The sequence below is a fragment of the Photorhabdus khanii NC19 genome, assembly GCF_000517265.1.
Classification (GTDB): domain Bacteria; phylum Pseudomonadota; class Gammaproteobacteria; order Enterobacterales; family Enterobacteriaceae; genus Photorhabdus; species Photorhabdus khanii.
Window position 1 is genome coordinate 346,603 of sequence record NZ_AYSJ01000017.1, and the last position, 14,954, is coordinate 361,556.

The window sequence follows — 14,954 nt, forward strand, 5'->3', positions numbered from 1 at the left end:
ATCGCTAATATGGCTGAGTCTCATGTCTTTTTAAAAAATTACAATACACCGTTGCGGTTGTTAATAATAATCCGCAACGGTGTTACTTAAATTTTCAGAACGTAGCCTTTCTGGAAACAAGAGTTAATTATTGTTACATCATACCCGGATTAGAACGAAAAGTCGGTACTGATGATATGAATATCAAAACGGTTATTACCTGCGTTGACTATTCTCAGATTTTTAGGGAAATTAGCCTTCTCATCAATAGTAACAACACCATTTGAATCACGATGAAAATAGAATGATCCGTTATTAATGTATACTCCAGTGCTGGTATTCCTTATCGCAATAGCAGTGACTAACTCTATATTATATGGGAGTATGCCAACGAGCGCATAATCATCATCAGTCGTCGTTTCAACTGGTCCTACACAGACTGTGTTTGTGAACATGGAGAATCTTATACCTGAATTGGTGTCATCAATGACTCTTAATGCAACCAGGCATGTATCTTTTGGTGCGACTTTAAATTTAGATAATCCTTTAATTTCTCTATCAATATCGGGATGATCATATTCCCATTCACGATAGCGTTGGCCTGGTTCGCAATTACTATAATGACGCCACGCATAGACTTTTGATAGCGTTCCAATTTTCACTGAACGATATCTATCGTTGAGATCATAAGGCAGTGGAATAATGCTATCATTTTCTGGATAATGATGCCCTTCGCCTAGAAAGTATTTTCTATCGAAAAAAGTTGCACCTGTAACTAATTTATTAGTCATATTCTTTACTCCTTAAAAACTTATTTTGGAAAAATGTAATCTTTCTTTCTGAAAGCGGATTTAGAATACAATGAGTATGGGGTTTTTGTATTTAATAAAATATAATGAACAGATATATTAAATTGTTGCCAATATAACGCTAATATAATTGACATGTCATTTTGTGGCCGATGTTCGAAATAAAGATTCTGAAATTAAAATAATTGAAAATTCCTATCAAGAAACACCCTTGTTTGGGTAGTGAATTATCCCATAGTGTAATTGATGACTTTTTGTATATGACTAAACAGTGAATAATTAGATATTCATGGTATTTGATAATTATATCTGCTTGTTTAATGTTTATATAATGTAGCAATAGCGATAATTTCGTCTAATAATATGAGTTTGCGGGAGGGGATAGTTACTGATTTAAATAAAAATTCTTTAAATATTATCTTAAATAGCCTATTTCTATAGACTATTTAATTAATTTTTCGTTATTGAATTGAGAGTTGTTTGTTTACCTCAAGTTAGCAATGAAATTTATTCATGACATCTCTTCAATCTGCCTATTATCACTTTAATTTTCTGCAATTGTATTTATTTGGTCCGCCGAAAGTTTACCAGTTCAGGTTGCGCAATCCGGTGATAATCTTTGGTGTTGAGAATGACAGAGCATTCAAGGCTACCGGCATTAAAAGCCAGTTCATCAAAGCGTTCAAACAATAACGGGTCTGCAACCAGCTTTAGATCAGGGTGAAAACTGAAAGGTGGAATTGAGCCGAATACACATTGAGTCAGTTCAGAAACTTCTTTAGGACTTGCCAAGGATGCACGGGTACCACCGATCTGTTTTGCCAGTACAGAGAGATCAGCTTGTTGATCCGCAGGGAGTACAGCAAGTACATATTGGCGGAACCCTTCCCCTTTAACATGACAAACTAATCCTTTGGCCCCTTGACCAAGTTGTGTGCCACGGATTTTTGCAACCTCTTCAGAACGTCCAGCGGTTGGATGTTTCATTACTCGATAACGGGCATGATTATCATCCAGTAATGCAGTCAGGCGGTTAAATATTTCGTTAGAGGGCACAATAAGCTCCTAAGCAATAGTGTAATGAATTGATATATCCCCTTCATCTTTCAAGTTGCTGCTTTGTTGGCTGCTTTCACTCACCCCAGTCACAGAGTTATCTATGCTCCTGGGGATTCGTTCACTTGCCGCCGCGCTGCCACTCGAAATCTATTAGGTATATGATCTCTTTCAATTATTGAGTTTATTATATTTATATCAAGACATATTACCAACCAAAAATATTATAAAGTCGGTATTTGAGTAGATATCATCTGATTATATCGAGGTATATGTTTATATTTTTTAAGTAGCATGACTTAAATAGAGCTATTATTTATATTTATTGCAAGAGGATTGTTTATATTTCCATGAAGTAACTTTTTAAATTTATTATATATTTTTATGTTGAAACTATTTTAATATTAAGGATTTGCTAATGATGACTAAGACTTTTTTTATGCCATCGGTAAATATGATGGGAGTGGGCTGTCTGATTGAGGCGATAGGTTCGATGAAAGATTACGGTTACAAGAAAGCCTTGATTGTGACTGACCGCATTTTAAATGAAATTGGAATAGTAGCAAAAGTTCAATCTTTGCTGGCTGATGTGGGTATTGAGAGTGCGGTCTACGATGGTACCCATCCGAATCCGACGACGGTTAACGTTTCTGAAGGTTTGGATGTTTTGCGTCAGCATAATAGCGATTGCATTATTTCTTTAGGTGGTGGTTCGCCACATGATTGTGCGAAAGCTATTATGCTGCTGGCAGCTAACGGCGGAGATATTCAAGATTACGTAGGAACTGATCGTTCATCTAAGCCACATTTGCCGTTGATTGCTATTAATACTACTGCGGGAACCGCATCAGAAATGACGCGTTTCTGTGTCATTACTGATGTGGATAGCCATATTAAAATGGTTATTGCGGATAAAAAGATCACACCTATTATGTCCGTGAACGATCCGGAATTGATGGTAGGAATGCCGAAAAGTTTAACCGCAGCGACCGGAATGGATGCAATGGCTCATGCGGTTGAAGCCTATGTCTCTGTTGGGGCTAACCCAATAACGGATGCTTGTGCATTGAAAGCGATCACTATGATTAGCCAATCTCTGCGTCACGCGGTAGAAGATGGGAGTAACATAAAGGCCCGTGAGAACATGGCTTATGCACAATTTTTGGCAGGTATGGCGTTTAATAGCGCATTACTCGGATATGTCCATGCAATGTCTCATCAGTTGGGTGGTTCCTATGATTTACCACACGGTGTATGTAATGCAGTTTTGTTGCCGCACGTTCAAGAATTCAATGCCAAAGGGTCTGCTAGTCGTTTGAAAGACATTGCGGCTGCGATGGGGGTAGATGTAAGAGATATGAATGATCAGCAAGGGGCGGCGGCATGTATTGCTGAAATTCGTAAGTTGTCAAAAGATATTGGCATTCCAGCTGGTTTGGCTGAACTGAATGTCAAACCAGAAGATCTGCCAATGATGGCAACGAATGCCCTGAAAGATATCTGTTGTTTAACTAATCCAGTTCAGGCTACCCATGAAGAAATCGTTGCAATCTTCAAAGCTGCCATGTGATTTGTAAACCCTCATCTCGTGTGGACATAGGTATCTACATATTGTCGAACTGACTCAAAATATTTGCGGCTAACCGGGTCAGTTCCTTTGCTGAGTCTTCTGACAGCAATACTGGCCCGGTTAAGGCTTTCTTCGGTGGTATGTCGGGTAAACTCAGTGGCGAATTTTCTTCAGACACATTCATTTTTCTGTTCTTTCCCGTAGTTGGCGAATGACACAACTGAGATCCAGATTTTGGTCTTGGAGAAGAACCATCAGGTGATACATCAGGTCCGCCGCTTCATTTGTTAGCTCTTCTCTGTTATTAACCGTGGCCGCCAAAGCGGTTTCTACCCCTTCTTCACCGACTTTCTGAGCGATTCGTTTGGTACCGCTGGCATATAATTTTGCGGTGTATGAGTGGTCAGGGTCTGCTGTTTTACGACCAGCCAGCAATTTTTCAAGCTGATAGAGAAACCCCCACTCAGTTTGTGCCGGAGCAAAGCAGCTGTTTGTACCAAAATGGCAGGTGGGGCCGATTGGGTCAGCGAGAACTAACAGGGCATCATTGTCACAGTCAGGATAGATATTGACCAAATTAAGAAAATGGCCGGAACTTTCACCTTTGGTCCACAGACGCTGTTTGCTACGGGAAAAGAAAGTGATTTTACCCGAATTGATCGTGGTATTAAGTGCTGCTTTGTTCATATAGCCCATCATGAGGACATCACCGGATATTGCATGTTGCACGATAACCGGCATCATATAAGCGACTTTTTCCCAATCCAGTTTTTCGATTTGTTGTTCGGTCAGCAAGTTCTTATCTCCACATTTTGTTGTGTAAGGTACTGTTTCAATTCACCAATATTAATAATATGTTTATGGAATACTGATGCGGCTAGTGCGCCATCAACGTTTGCCTGTTTAAAGGCGTTAAGGAAATGTTCTGGTGCCCCGGCACCACCGGAGGCAATGAGAGGGACATGACAGACGTCGCGTACCTGTTTTAGTTGTGTCAGATCGTAGCCATTGCGGACACCATCCTGGTTCATCATATTCAGTACAATTTCGCCTGCGCCACGGTGTTGTACTTCTTTTACCCAATCCAGGGTCTGCCATTGAGTAACGGTTGTTCGTTTTTCATCCCCGGTAAACTGATAAACCTGATAGCAGTCGGTGCTTTCATCAAACCAGCTATCAATCCCTACGACGATACATTGAACGCCATAACGATCTGCCAAACGTGTAATTAAAGTTGGGTCAGCAAGTGCAGGGGAGTTGATGGAGATTTTATCTGCCCCAAATGAGAGGATTTTCCCCGCATCTTCGACCGTTTTAATACCACCCGCAACACAGAAAGGGATATCAATCACTTCTGCGACTCTGGCTACCCAACTTTTATCTACCACCCGTCCATCACATGAGGCGGTAATATCGTAGAAAACCAGTTCGTCGGCACCTTCTTTTGCATAGCGTTGAGCCAGTGGAACAATATCACCGATGATTTCGTGGTGACGAAACTGAACACCTTTAACCACTTGCTCATCACGAACATCAAGACAAGGAATTATGCGTTTTGCCAGCATTGAATTGCCTCCGTTAGTGTAAATTTTCCGTCGAGTAATGCACGACCAATAATCACTCCGGCTACACCGCTGGCAGGCAGAGAGGCGATATCATTTAACGTGCCAATACCACCTGAAGCCTGAAACACAATTTGCGGATAGCATTGGCAAATTTCCCGATATAGTTCGATGTTCGAGCCATTCAGCGTGCCATCGCGGGAGATGTCGGTACACAGTACATATTTCAGTCCCAAAGGCAGATATTGTTCAACAACCTGTTCCAGAGTGACCGCTGAATTCTCCTGCCAGCCGTTGATAGCAACCTGTTTCATTCCTGCGTCATTGATGCGTACATCCAGTGCTAGCACAATGGCTTCTGCACCATAACGTTCAAACCATTGCGTAACTAATGCCGGTTGTTTTATGGCGGTAGAACCAATGACGACCCGGTTGGCCCCTGCATCAAGCAATGTTTTTATATCTTCTTCTGTACGGATGCCGCCACCAACCTGAACAGGCACGGAAACAGCCGAAAGTAACTTGCGCAGTAAAGGAGTCTGGCGGGCTGATGGATCTTTAGCACCAGTCAGATCGACCAGATGGAGCAGTTTTGCTCCCTGTTGAGCATATTGCTGAAAATGGGACAGAGGATCATGTTTATAATCCCGCTGTTGATCATAATTTCCCTGATGTAGCCTTACGACCTGGCCATCAATCAAATCTAATGCTGGTATAATCATTGCGTTTACATCTCCAGAAAATTCTTTAATAGCCTGGCTCCGGCGGCACCGGAACGTTCAGGGTGAAACTGCACCCCAAAGAAGTTATCTTTGGCGATTGCACTGCTGAAAGTATCGCTATATTCAGTTTGAGCGATTGTGTATGTATTCACTGGGATCGCGTAACTATGGACGAAATAAAAATAGCTATTGTCTTTAATGCCGCGGAACAGAGGATACCCGGCTTTTGGCAGAACCTGATTCCAGCCCATATGAGGCAACGGCAGCCCATTGGTAGCCATTTTTTTGACCGGAGAGTCAATAAGTTCAAGCAGGGTGACGTTATCACCTGTGACATGATCGTTTTCTTCGCTGGTGGCGGCGAATAATTGCATGCCAAGACAAATACCTAACACAGGTTGGTTCAGTCTTTTAATTAACGGGATAAGTTCCCGTTGTTTCAGTTGATCCATTGCTGCACCAGCTGTGCCAACGCCGGGCAGAAGTAATTTATCTGCGGCCAGGACCGCTGTGGCATCCAGACTGATTTCAGGTTCATAACCTAATTTTCGGATGGCATAAGTTACCGATGACAGATTGGCGCAGCCAGTATCAAGAATGACGACTTTCATCACAGAACCCCTTTTGAACTTGGCAATGTATCGCCTTCTATCCGAATTGCCTGACGTAGCGTCCGGCCAAAGACTTTGAACAGACTTTCTGCTCTGTGGTGATCATTGCTGCCTTTTGTTTTCAGGTGCAGTGTGCAGGCCATGGCATAAGAGAGCGAGCGGAAGAAATGCTCAACCATTTCGGTACTCAGATCACCCACTCGCTGATATTTGAATTCGGCTTTATATTCAAGATGAGGGCGACCAGAGATATCAAGGGCACAGCGAGCAAGGCATTCATCCATTGGTAACACAAAACCGAAGCGGCAGATGCCCCGTTTATCTCCCAGAGCCAGCTTTAACGCTTCGCCGAGAGCCAAACCGGTATCCTCAACAGTGTGGTGATCATCAATACAGAGGTCGCCTTTAACCTGGACATGCATACGGAAACCACCGTGGGTAGCAATCTGATCCAGCATATGGTCGAAGAATCCGACACCAGTATTGATTTTGCTGCCACCTTCATGATCAAGCCAAACGTCAATATTGATGGAGGTCTCTTTCGTTACTCGCTGAACGTGAGCGTGGCGATCTTTACGGGTGAGTTGTTCACTTATGGTTCGCCAGCCAAAGTTTTCCGGATGGTAACGTAACCCCTGAATCCCCATATTTTCAGCTAGTTGCAGATCTGTTTCCCGGTCACCAATAACATAGCTGTTAGTCGTATCCATCAAGCCTTCCGCCAGATATTTTTCCACTAATTTTATTTTTGGCTTACGGCAATTGCAGTTATCTTCTGGCTTGTGTGGGCAAATTAAAACTTCATCAAAGCTGATCCCTTGAGAACTAAAAATCTGCATCATCAGGTTGTGTGGTGGTTCAAATTGTTCCAATGGAAAGCTATTGGTACCAAGGCCATCCTGATTAGTGATCATAATCAGCCTGAAACCTGATTTTTGCAGGGCAAGCAGAGCAGGAATAACATTAGCTTCCAATGCCAGTTTGTCCAGGCGATCAACCTGAAAATCTGTTAATGGTTCAGTGATCAGCGTGCCATCCCGGTCAATAAAAAGGAATTTCTGGTTCATCAGCGTGTTGTTTCCTTTTGTTGTTCATTTTTAGTGGAAAGGGGGCTGATGGCTGCAACCACCTGCTCACACTCTTTACGGGTGCCTATGGTGATCCGCAGGCATCCATCCAATCCAGGCTGTTTGCGCTGGTCGCGCAGGATAATGCCCTGATGCCATAGTGTCCTGAAAACGGTTTCGGCATCATAGAATTTCACCAGTATATAGTTGGTTTCACTGGGGAATACTTTTTCAACGATGGTCAATTTATTCAGAGCTTGCTGCAAGTAGTCGCGGTTCTCCCTGATTTCAACGACCCGTTTTTGCATAACGGCGATACCTTCTGCTGTCAGTGCCTGTGCTGCAATATTCGCAACAGGAGTGGAAAGCGGATAAGGCGCAATGACTTTTAACAGCAGAGTGATGATATCCACAGAGGAGAGAGTAAATCCACAGCGCAAACCCGCTAAAGCAAAAGCTTTCGAGAGGGTTCGCAAAATGACTAAATTCGGATAGTTTTTTAGCCAGCTTGCGATACTATTTTCCGGGCAGAACTCAATATAGGCTTCATCAATAGTGACAATTGCGCGATTAGCTGCCAGTTCCAGAACTTTACGCAGTGAATCAGAGTTAATCGAGTTCCCTGTTGGATTATTAGGGCTACAGATATAGATTAGCTTTACCCGGTCGAGGTTATTTTCGATCGCTTCGATATCCAGTTGCCAATTTTTCAGTGCGGCAATTTTCTTTTGTTCGACCCCGAAAGCTTCCGCGCTGACACTGTACATACCATAAGTCGGAGGGCAGAACAGCACAGCATCTTGTCCAGGTTCACAAAATACACGGATCAGCAGCTCAATGGATTCATCCGCACCACGACAGGCCAGCACCTGCTCAGGTTGTAAACCGGCATAGGCTGCATAACGGCAGATAACTGATGCAGGCTGGCAGTCAGGATAACGGTTCAGTGTCTGCTCGGTGAATTGGAAATCAGGTGCCAATGGGTATTCATTGGCATTCAACCAAACATCGCCATTGCCACCGAGGCGGCGGGCGGACATATAAGGTATTAATTTGCGGATATTTTCTCGTGCTAATAGATTGGCATCAAAAACGTGATTCATGTTCATTCCTTATCATCTGCAATATTTAGTGAAGCCACGCGTAAAGTAACCGCGTTTTTGTGAGCAGTTAGTTGTTCTGCCTGAGCCAGTATTTCAATGGTATGGGATAAGTTCAGTAGCCCTTGTGGAGTTAATTGCTGAATCGTCATACGTTTTAGGAAATCAGCCAAACCAAGGCTGGAATAAGTTGAAGTGTAACCATAGGTTGGTAAGACGTGATTGGTTCCTGAGGCGTAATCTCCCGCAGATTCCGGCGACCAGTCACCAAGGAAAACCGAACCGGCACTGGTGATTTTGTCAACCAGCTGTTCTGGTTGACAAGTTTGAATAATCAGGTGTTCAGGGCCATAGCGGTTACTGATTTCCATACACTGTTGCAGGTTTTTTGTCACAATAATGCGGCTGTGTTCCAGTGCTTTGGCGGCAATCTGTTTTCGGGGGAGCAGGGTAAGCTGTTTTTCGATTTCTGCTATAACTTTTTTGGCTAGATTCTCATTAGGCGTGACCAATATGACTTGTGAATCCGGGCCATGTTCTGCTTGTGAGAGTAAATCGGCGGCAGCAAATACAGGATTTGCACCCTCATCAGCAATAATAAGCACTTCCGATGGGCCGGCAGGCATATCAATAGCGGCACCATCCATTCGCTGACTAATTTGTCTTTTGGCCTCAGTGACATAAGCGTTACCTGGACCAAAAACCTTATCTATTTTGGGTACGGATTCTGTTCCGAATGCCATAGCGGCAATGGCCTGCGCTCCGCCAATCTGGAATATTTCCGTAATGCCGCACAATTTGGCTGCATAGAGAATTTCATCGGCAATAGGTGGTGGAGAACAAAGTACCACTTTACGGCAACCCGCTATTTTGGCAGGCGTTCCGAGCATCAAAACGGTAGAAGGTAATGGCGCAGAACCACCGGGGATATACAGCCCGACAGAATCAATGGGGAGTGTTATTTGTCGGCAATGGACTCCAGGCTGAGTTTCCACTTTTATCTCCACAGGTTTCTGAGCTTCGTGGAAAATACGGATATTATTCATTGCTTGCTGCATTGCCTGTTTAATTTCATTATTCAGGCGGATCTCTGCGGCTTCTATCTCTTCCGACGAGATACGGATATTTTCAATCACGGTTTTGTCGAAACGCTGGCTGAGTTCCCGCAGGGTATTATCACCATCCGTTTTGACTGCATTCAGAATTTGTTCCACTGTGCGGGAAATTTCTTCTGAAGCCGCGACAGCAGGGCGTGTCAGCAAAGCGCTTTGCTGTTCAGCATTACATTCCTGCCAACGAATCAAGGTTTCGAAACGGGTAGTCATCTTGTTTACTCCATCATTTTTTCAATCGGCAAAACTAAAATAGAACTGGCGCCAAGAGATTTAAGTTTCTCCATCGTTTCCCAAAACAGGGTTTCACTGCTCACCATGTGCATGGCAACGCGGCTCTGATCACCCGCCAGCGGTAGAATAGTTGGACGTTCTGCCCCCGGTAGCAGAGAAATTACCTCTTCGAGTCTTTCACTTGGTGCGTGCAACATGATGTACTTGGATTCACGGGCTTGAATCACCCCTTGAATGCGGGTCATTAACTTATCAATTAATTGCTGTTTTTCGGCGGGCATTTCGCCATCACGTTGGATAAGACAAGCTTTTGAACGGTAGATGACTTCTACTTCCCGCAGGCCATTTGCTTCCAGAGTTGCACCGGTTGAAACCAGATCACAGATGGCATCTGCCAAACCGGCCCGGGGCGCAACTTCTACTGAGCCATTTAGCAGACAGGATTTAAAGTGGATTTTTTTCTGATCAAGATAACGTTTTAGCAGGTGAGGGTAAGAGGTTGCGATACGGGCATCTTGCAGACATTCGACGCCGGTATAGTTGTAATCCAGAGGTGCGGCCAGTGAAAGACGACAAGTGCCGAAATCAAGACGGCGTAAAGTGAAATAACGTGGATCTTCTCCCTGAGCACGACGATTTAACAGCTCTTCTTCCAGCACATTTTCACCAATAATGCCCAGATCAACGACGCCATCCATAACCAGCCCAGGGATATCGTCATCACGTACCCGCAGGATATCAATTGGCATATTCTCCGCGAATGCAATCAGGCGTTGTTGTTGCAGATTGATTTTAATCCCGCAGCGGGCCAGTAATTCTCGTGAATCTTCGCTTAATCGGCCTGATTTTTGCATCGCTATACGTAAACGTGATTTATCTAACATTTTTATCCCTATTTAAAATTGGAAACATAAAAAAACCCCCGGAAGGATTCTTCCGAGGGTTTTGTATTTGCATTCATGCCACCGGAAGACCCGCTAAACGTCTTCCAGCACACAACAGCCTGAAAGACTAATCAGGATGATGGTGATGATAATGGTTGAATTGAATGCGGATCATAATGGCTTCTCTTTTTTACATTGACTATTTCTAGTATTTACCATTTGCTGCCGGTTGCTTTGACTGGCTAACCTGCAGTGATTAAATTTTCTGCTTGCTATTCAACCTATACGATTTGACAGGCTAAAAGCAATCTATTTTTTTAGCGATAAATTTATATTGCAATAATATCTTGTTTTTACTTGAGATATTGTTTTCCATAAGGAAAATACAGTATTAATAATAACAGTGGCTTAATGTTCAGATTGTCAGCATAATCAAGATAATATCAGGCAAAAGAAGGGGTGATGATGAAAAAAGTTTCCATTATCGGTCTGGGTTGGTTGGGGATGCCATTAGCCAAGGCATTGAGCCGTAGTGGTATGCAGGTTGTTGGCAGTAAAACGACGTCAGATGGTGTAGAGGCTGCGCGTATGTCTGGCATCGAATGCTATTTTTTACAACTGGAACCCCAGATTAATTGTGCGCTTGATGATTTGGAACAGTTGATGGTGGCCGATGTGCTGATTATCACTTTACCGGCAAGCCACACGGCGGGGGGCAGTTATAACTATGTTAGGGCAGTTCAGTTAATTGTCGATACTGCCCTATCATATTCTGTACCAAGGATTATTTTCACCAGTTCTACTTCTGTTTATGGTTTTGTTGCCGGTAACCTGAATGAAGATGCTTCTTTTTGCCCTGAAACACCTTCGGCTCAGGCATTGGTTGAATTAGAGAATTGGTTGCATAAACTGCCAAATATTTCCGTTGATATTTTGCGTTTGGCTGGGTTGGTGGGGAGTGGCCGTCACGCAGGGCGTTTTCTGGCGGGGAAAAAGGAAGTCAAAGGAGGAGATCAACCGGTAAATCTGGTTCATCAGGATGATGTTATTTCCGCCATTAATCTGTTAATTCAGCAGACTGATGGTGGGCATATTTATAATTTATGCGCGCCTGTTCATCCAATCAAAGCTGAGTTTTACCCTAAAGCCAGCAATCAGCTTGACTTAATTCCACCTGAGTTTGCCAGAGAAGGAACTCAGGTGGAGAGTAGGATTGTTGATGGCAGCCGTATTTGTAAGCAGTTAGGGTTTGAGTATCAATATCCAGATCCCAGATGGATGCCAATGAGCTGATTTTTATCAATTTAATTCAATCATGACGATTTCTTTGAACGCGGGTCTTGCTGCCATCAGTTGGTACCAGCGTTCAATATTTGGCAGAGATGGACGTTGGATGGGAGCATTAAGCCAAGGATAAATCATGGGGCCGAATGCAATATCAGCTATGCCAAATTTGTCTCCGGAAAGAAATTCTTGTTCTGCCAAGGTGTTGTCTACTATTTTCATCAGTTTTGCGATTTCAGTCAGTGTTTGTTCTATCTGTTTTTGATCCCGTTCGGCTTCAGGTGTGCGAATAAAACCTAACACTAGCTGTCTGATACAGGGAAATAAATGTGAACCGACCCAATCCATCCATTTATCTGCATTCGCTCTTTCTTGCAGATCTTGTGGATAAAGTACCTGTTCACCAAATTTCGCCGCAAGATAACGGACAATGGCGTTAGATTCCCACAGGATAAAATCACCTTCTTGTAAACAGGGAATTTGTCCATTTGGGTTCATTTTCAGATATTGCGGGTCATCCAGTTTGCTAAATTTACCGCCAACGTCTATCTGGTGGTACGGCACATTCAGCTCTTTCAGGCACCAGAGCACTTTCTTTACATTGGAAGAGTTTTTACGGCCCCAAACGGTCAGCATGGGTTTCTCCTTGTATTCAGGGGGATTAGTTAAATTAAAACCAATGGTCAGAACAATCTTTGCACTATTACATTGGTTTCTTGTCATACAACATTTTATATTAATAGAAATCTGACATTTTTCTTGTAAGTAAAAGGGAGAAGGGTGATGAAGAACAGTTTGGCTATGACGATGAAGTGTGTTACTGCGGTGCTGTCAGCTATATTAGTCGTAAATACCAGTGCTTATGCGTCGGATGAACCTGTTGTTCCTCCGGTGGAGGCTAAAGCTTATGTGTTGATGGATTATGCTAGCGGTAAAATTCTGGCTTCTGGTAATCCTGATGAGCGGCTTGATCCAGCCAGTCTGACAAAAATTATGACCAGCTATGTGGTCGGTCAGGCGATAAAAGCCGGAAAAATCACACTGGAAGATATGGTTACGGTAGGAAAGGATGCCTGGGCGACGGGTAATCCGATACTGAAAGGTTCTTCTCTGATGTTTCTTAAACCCGGTGACAGGGTAAAAGTGATCGATCTGAATCGAGGTGTTGTTATTCAGTCTGGTAATGATGCCAGCATTGCTTTAGCTGATCATGTGGCAGGTAGTCAGGATGCATTTGTCAGTTTGATGAATAATTATGCAAAGGCACTTGGGTTGACTAATACCCATTTTCGTACTGTTCATGGATTGGATGCTGAAGGTCAATTCAGTACCGCTCATGATATGGCGGTGTTGAGTCAAGCAATGATCCGTGATGTTCCTGATGAGTACGCCCTTCATAAAGAGAAAGAGTTCACCTTTAATAACATCCGACAGCCTAACCGTAACCGGTTGCTGTGGAATAAGAATATGAATGTGGATGGTGTAAAAACAGGCTATACCAGCGGCGCTGGTCATAATTTGGTTGCTTCAGCGACAGAGGGGCCAATGCGGCTTATTTCCGTTGTGCTGGGTGCGCCAAGTGATCGGGTTCGTTTCGCTGAAAGCGAAAAATTACTCTTATGGGGATTCCGTTTTTATGAAACGGTGACACCAATTAAAGCCAGTGAACCGTTTGTTTCAGAAAAGGTTTGGTATGGTGATCGCTCAGATGTTGCTCTTGGGGTGGAAAAAGACGCAGCGATCACGATTCCTCGTGGTCAGTTGAAAAATCTGAAAGCCAGTTACACGTTGAATCAAACACCATTGGAAGCGCCTTTGACAAAAAACCAGGTTGTCGGTGTTATTAATTTCCAATTAGGCGATAAAGTCATTGAGCAGCGACCTTTAGTTGTTAAAGACGCTGTTGAGAAAGGGGGTTTTTTCAGCCGTATTTGGGATTTGGTTGTCATGAAAGTTAGCGGTTGGTTTAGTGCTATTTTTGGTTGATTTAATTTAAGTGTATGATTTATATGGGAAGGTGAGTTCGATCGTCAACATGCAGCAGATATATCCTTCCTGGTTAGTTCAGGGCGCGGCATTTTTGCCGCGCACATTTTACATTTATTTATCTTTTTCCAGAGAGCAATGCTCGCTGCTTTTTACAAAAGAACCGTTATATCGGCCTTTGAATAATAAAACTCCATTAGGCTTATCTTTCCAGTAAGCCCATAATTCAACTTCAGTTTTGACATGATGACCAATATTCTGATATCGAATATGCGTAGGTGATAAACCGCGATAATCGTGGGTTGATGTTCCTTCATATCTGAGTTCATAACTATCAGCAAATTCAGTCAAATCGCCACTTCTGAATAGAATACATGTCGCTACATCATGGAGCTCTACCCATCCATTAAGCGGTTTATTTTCACCTTCAGTATCTTTTTCAAAGACTGTGACATTTTTGCCAGTTTCAGTTTTACCAAATACGTGCAATTTCCCAGCCTCAAGAGCACGCAATAGTGATATTGAATTTCTCTGTGGATCTATAATCAAGCCGCCATATTCAACTCCATTGACACTGGCTATGTAATTGGAAAAACGGCTAACGTTGCCTCCTTCGAAAATGACCAGTGGTTCATGAGGATTTGAAGTATCAAGTTCACCGGCAAAAGGTCGGATGGCATCACCATCAGAAAAAATTTTCTCGCTTTCTCCGGTGCCAATAGCACCATATATTTCTATTTTACTGTTCCATGCAACTTCATCTTTTTCTAAGGGAATAATAATAATATTCTCAGAAACTAATATCGGTGGGGATTGGTGAGTAATTCCTTCAAAAATGACGTCGTAAACATCAAAAAATTCAACACTGCCTTCAACGAATTTGACGGCTCTGTGCCATGCTCCATCATAGAAATGATCTGTTGCATAACCTGAAGATGGTTTTTTAATGCGTTGATTTTCTTTTGACATGTAATCACC

The 14,954-nt window shown here is 43.1% G+C and carries 17 protein-coding genes and 1 other annotated feature; of the genes, 3 read left to right on the forward strand and 14 right to left on the reverse strand.

Going from position 1 to position 14,954, the window contains the following annotated elements:
* Positions 1–149: 149 nt before the first annotated feature.
* Both PTE_RS22300 and PTE_RS22305 read right to left on the reverse strand, forming a co-directional pair.
* The gene (locus tag PTE_RS22300) at positions 150–770 is read right to left on the reverse strand and encodes a beta/gamma crystallin domain-containing protein (protein ID WP_036850869.1); all 621 of its coding nucleotides are present in this window, start codon (positions 768–770) and stop codon (positions 150–152) included.
* Positions 771–1,352: 582 nt separating this feature from the next.
* Positions 1,353–1,844 carry a YbaK/prolyl-tRNA synthetase associated domain-containing protein gene (locus tag PTE_RS22305; protein ID WP_036850871.1) on the reverse strand — a complete coding sequence of 164 codons (492 nt, stop codon included), beginning with the start codon at positions 1,842–1,844 and terminating at the stop codon, positions 1,353–1,355.
* Between the two features lie 418 nt (positions 1,845–2,262).
* Here PTE_RS22305 and yiaY point away from each other — a divergent pair, with 418 nt between their 5' ends.
* Complete coding sequence (yiaY, locus tag PTE_RS22310) at positions 2,263–3,414, forward strand: L-threonine dehydrogenase (protein WP_036850875.1); 1,152 nt, start codon at positions 2,263–2,265, stop codon at positions 3,412–3,414.
* Between the two features lie 34 nt (positions 3,415–3,448).
* On the opposite strand, the gene PTE_RS25910 is transcribed toward yiaY, so the two are convergent.
* The 10 genes from PTE_RS25910 to hisL all read right to left on the reverse strand — a co-directional run bounded on the left by PTE_RS25910 (position 3,449) and on the right by hisL (position 10,881).
* Entirely contained in the window at positions 3,449–3,592 is a 144-nt protein-coding gene (locus tag PTE_RS25910) for a hypothetical protein (RefSeq protein ID WP_152962803.1), read from the reverse strand.
* 2 nt (positions 3,593–3,594) lie between these two features.
* A complete protein-coding gene (gene hisIE / locus PTE_RS22315; protein ID WP_036850878.1) occupies positions 3,595–4,209 on the reverse strand; it encodes a bifunctional phosphoribosyl-AMP cyclohydrolase/phosphoribosyl-ATP diphosphatase HisIE in 615 nt (204 codons plus the stop codon).
* The gene (gene hisF / locus PTE_RS22320) at positions 4,203–4,979 is read right to left on the reverse strand and encodes an imidazole glycerol phosphate synthase subunit HisF (protein ID WP_036850881.1); all 777 of its coding nucleotides are present in this window, start codon (positions 4,977–4,979) and stop codon (positions 4,203–4,205) included. The genes hisIE and hisF overlap by 7 nt, the downstream gene beginning before the upstream one ends.
* The gene (gene hisA / locus PTE_RS22325) at positions 4,961–5,698 is read right to left on the reverse strand and encodes a 1-(5-phosphoribosyl)-5-[(5-phosphoribosylamino)methylideneamino]imidazole-4-carboxamide isomerase (RefSeq protein ID WP_036850884.1); all 738 of its coding nucleotides are present in this window, start codon (positions 5,696–5,698) and stop codon (positions 4,961–4,963) included. Before hisA ends, hisF begins: the two co-directional genes overlap by 19 nt.
* A gap of 5 nt (positions 5,699–5,703) precedes the next feature.
* Positions 5,704–6,309: an imidazole glycerol phosphate synthase subunit HisH gene (gene hisH / locus PTE_RS22330; protein WP_036850887.1), complete on the reverse strand. Its 606-nt coding sequence runs from the start codon at positions 6,307–6,309 to the stop codon at positions 5,704–5,706.
* Positions 6,309–7,376 (reverse strand): bifunctional histidinol-phosphatase/imidazoleglycerol-phosphate dehydratase HisB, encoded by a 1,068-nt coding sequence (gene hisB, locus PTE_RS22335; RefSeq protein ID WP_036850890.1) that lies wholly within the window; start codon positions 7,374–7,376, stop codon positions 6,309–6,311. Before hisB ends, hisH begins: the two co-directional genes overlap by 1 nt.
* Positions 7,376–8,479: a histidinol-phosphate transaminase gene (gene hisC / locus PTE_RS22340; RefSeq protein ID WP_036850893.1), complete on the reverse strand. Its 1,104-nt coding sequence runs from the start codon at positions 8,477–8,479 to the stop codon at positions 7,376–7,378. The genes hisB and hisC overlap by 1 nt, the downstream gene beginning before the upstream one ends.
* A 2-nt stretch (positions 8,480–8,481) precedes the next feature.
* Positions 8,482–9,801 (reverse strand): histidinol dehydrogenase, encoded by a 1,320-nt coding sequence (gene hisD / locus PTE_RS22345; RefSeq protein WP_036850896.1) that lies wholly within the window; start codon positions 9,799–9,801, stop codon positions 8,482–8,484.
* A gap of 5 nt (positions 9,802–9,806) precedes the next feature.
* Positions 9,807–10,706, reverse strand: coding sequence for an ATP phosphoribosyltransferase (gene hisG / locus PTE_RS22350; protein WP_036850898.1), 900 nt, complete (start codon positions 10,704–10,706; stop codon positions 9,807–9,809).
* 26 nt (positions 10,707–10,732) lie between these two features.
* Positions 10,733–10,858 (reverse strand) — a sequence feature (His leader region).
* Positions 10,834–10,881 (reverse strand): his operon leader peptide, encoded by a 48-nt coding sequence (hisL, locus tag PTE_RS25380; RefSeq protein ID WP_109396654.1) that lies wholly within the window; start codon positions 10,879–10,881, stop codon positions 10,834–10,836. It overlaps the preceding feature by 25 nt.
* Before the next feature lie 290 nt (positions 10,882–11,171).
* Here hisL and PTE_RS22355 point away from each other — a divergent pair, with 290 nt between their 5' ends.
* Positions 11,172–11,999, forward strand: coding sequence for an SDR family oxidoreductase (locus PTE_RS22355; protein WP_036850900.1), 828 nt, complete (start codon positions 11,172–11,174; stop codon positions 11,997–11,999).
* A gap of 6 nt (positions 12,000–12,005) precedes the next feature.
* On the opposite strand, the gene PTE_RS22360 is transcribed toward PTE_RS22355, so the two are convergent.
* The gene (locus PTE_RS22360) at positions 12,006–12,626 is read right to left on the reverse strand and encodes a glutathione S-transferase family protein (protein ID WP_036850902.1); all 621 of its coding nucleotides are present in this window, start codon (positions 12,624–12,626) and stop codon (positions 12,006–12,008) included.
* A gap of 147 nt (positions 12,627–12,773) precedes the next feature.
* Between PTE_RS22360 and PTE_RS22365 the strand changes: the two genes are divergently transcribed.
* Positions 12,774–13,976, forward strand: coding sequence for a serine hydrolase (locus PTE_RS22365; RefSeq protein WP_051477517.1), 1,203 nt, complete (start codon positions 12,774–12,776; stop codon positions 13,974–13,976).
* A 114-nt stretch (positions 13,977–14,090) separates the two neighbouring features.
* Here the strand turns inward: PTE_RS22365 and PTE_RS22370 are convergent, their stop codons facing one another.
* Positions 14,091–14,945: a hypothetical protein gene (locus PTE_RS22370; protein WP_036850904.1), complete on the reverse strand. Its 855-nt coding sequence runs from the start codon at positions 14,943–14,945 to the stop codon at positions 14,091–14,093.
* Positions 14,946–14,954: the final 9 nt, after the last annotated feature.

Excerpts from the sequence above, each read along its gene's own strand:
- PTE_RS22300 (WP_036850869.1), bottom strand. The coding sequence starts at position 770 with ATGACTAATAAATTAGTTACAGGTGCAACTTTTTTCGATAGAAAATAC.
- yiaY (WP_036850875.1), top strand. The coding sequence starts at position 2,263 with ATGATGACTAAGACTTTTTTTATGCCATCGGTAAATATGATGGGAGTG.
- hisF (WP_036850881.1), bottom strand. The coding sequence starts at position 4,979 with ATGCTGGCAAAACGCATAATTCCTTGTCTTGATGTTCGTGATGAGCAA.
- hisA (WP_036850884.1), bottom strand. The coding sequence starts at position 5,698 with ATGATTATACCAGCATTAGATTTGATTGATGGCCAGGTCGTAAGGCTA.
- hisH (WP_036850887.1), bottom strand. The coding sequence starts at position 6,309 with ATGAAAGTCGTCATTCTTGATACTGGCTGCGCCAATCTGTCATCGGTA.
- hisB (WP_036850890.1), bottom strand. The coding sequence starts at position 7,376 with ATGAACCAGAAATTCCTTTTTATTGACCGGGATGGCACGCTGATCACT.
- hisC (WP_036850893.1), bottom strand. The coding sequence starts at position 8,479 with ATGAATCACGTTTTTGATGCCAATCTATTAGCACGAGAAAATATCCGC.
- hisD (WP_036850896.1), bottom strand. The coding sequence starts at position 9,801 with ATGACTACCCGTTTCGAAACCTTGATTCGTTGGCAGGAATGTAATGCT.
- hisG (WP_036850898.1), bottom strand. The coding sequence starts at position 10,706 with ATGTTAGATAAATCACGTTTACGTATAGCGATGCAAAAATCAGGCCGA.
- PTE_RS22355 (WP_036850900.1), top strand. The coding sequence starts at position 11,172 with ATGAAAAAAGTTTCCATTATCGGTCTGGGTTGGTTGGGGATGCCATTA.
- PTE_RS22360 (WP_036850902.1), bottom strand. The coding sequence starts at position 12,626 with ATGCTGACCGTTTGGGGCCGTAAAAACTCTTCCAATGTAAAGAAAGTG.
- PTE_RS22365 (WP_051477517.1), top strand. The coding sequence starts at position 12,774 with ATGAAGAACAGTTTGGCTATGACGATGAAGTGTGTTACTGCGGTGCTG.
- PTE_RS22370 (WP_036850904.1), bottom strand. The coding sequence starts at position 14,945 with ATGTCAAAAGAAAATCAACGCATTAAAAAACCATCTTCAGGTTATGCA.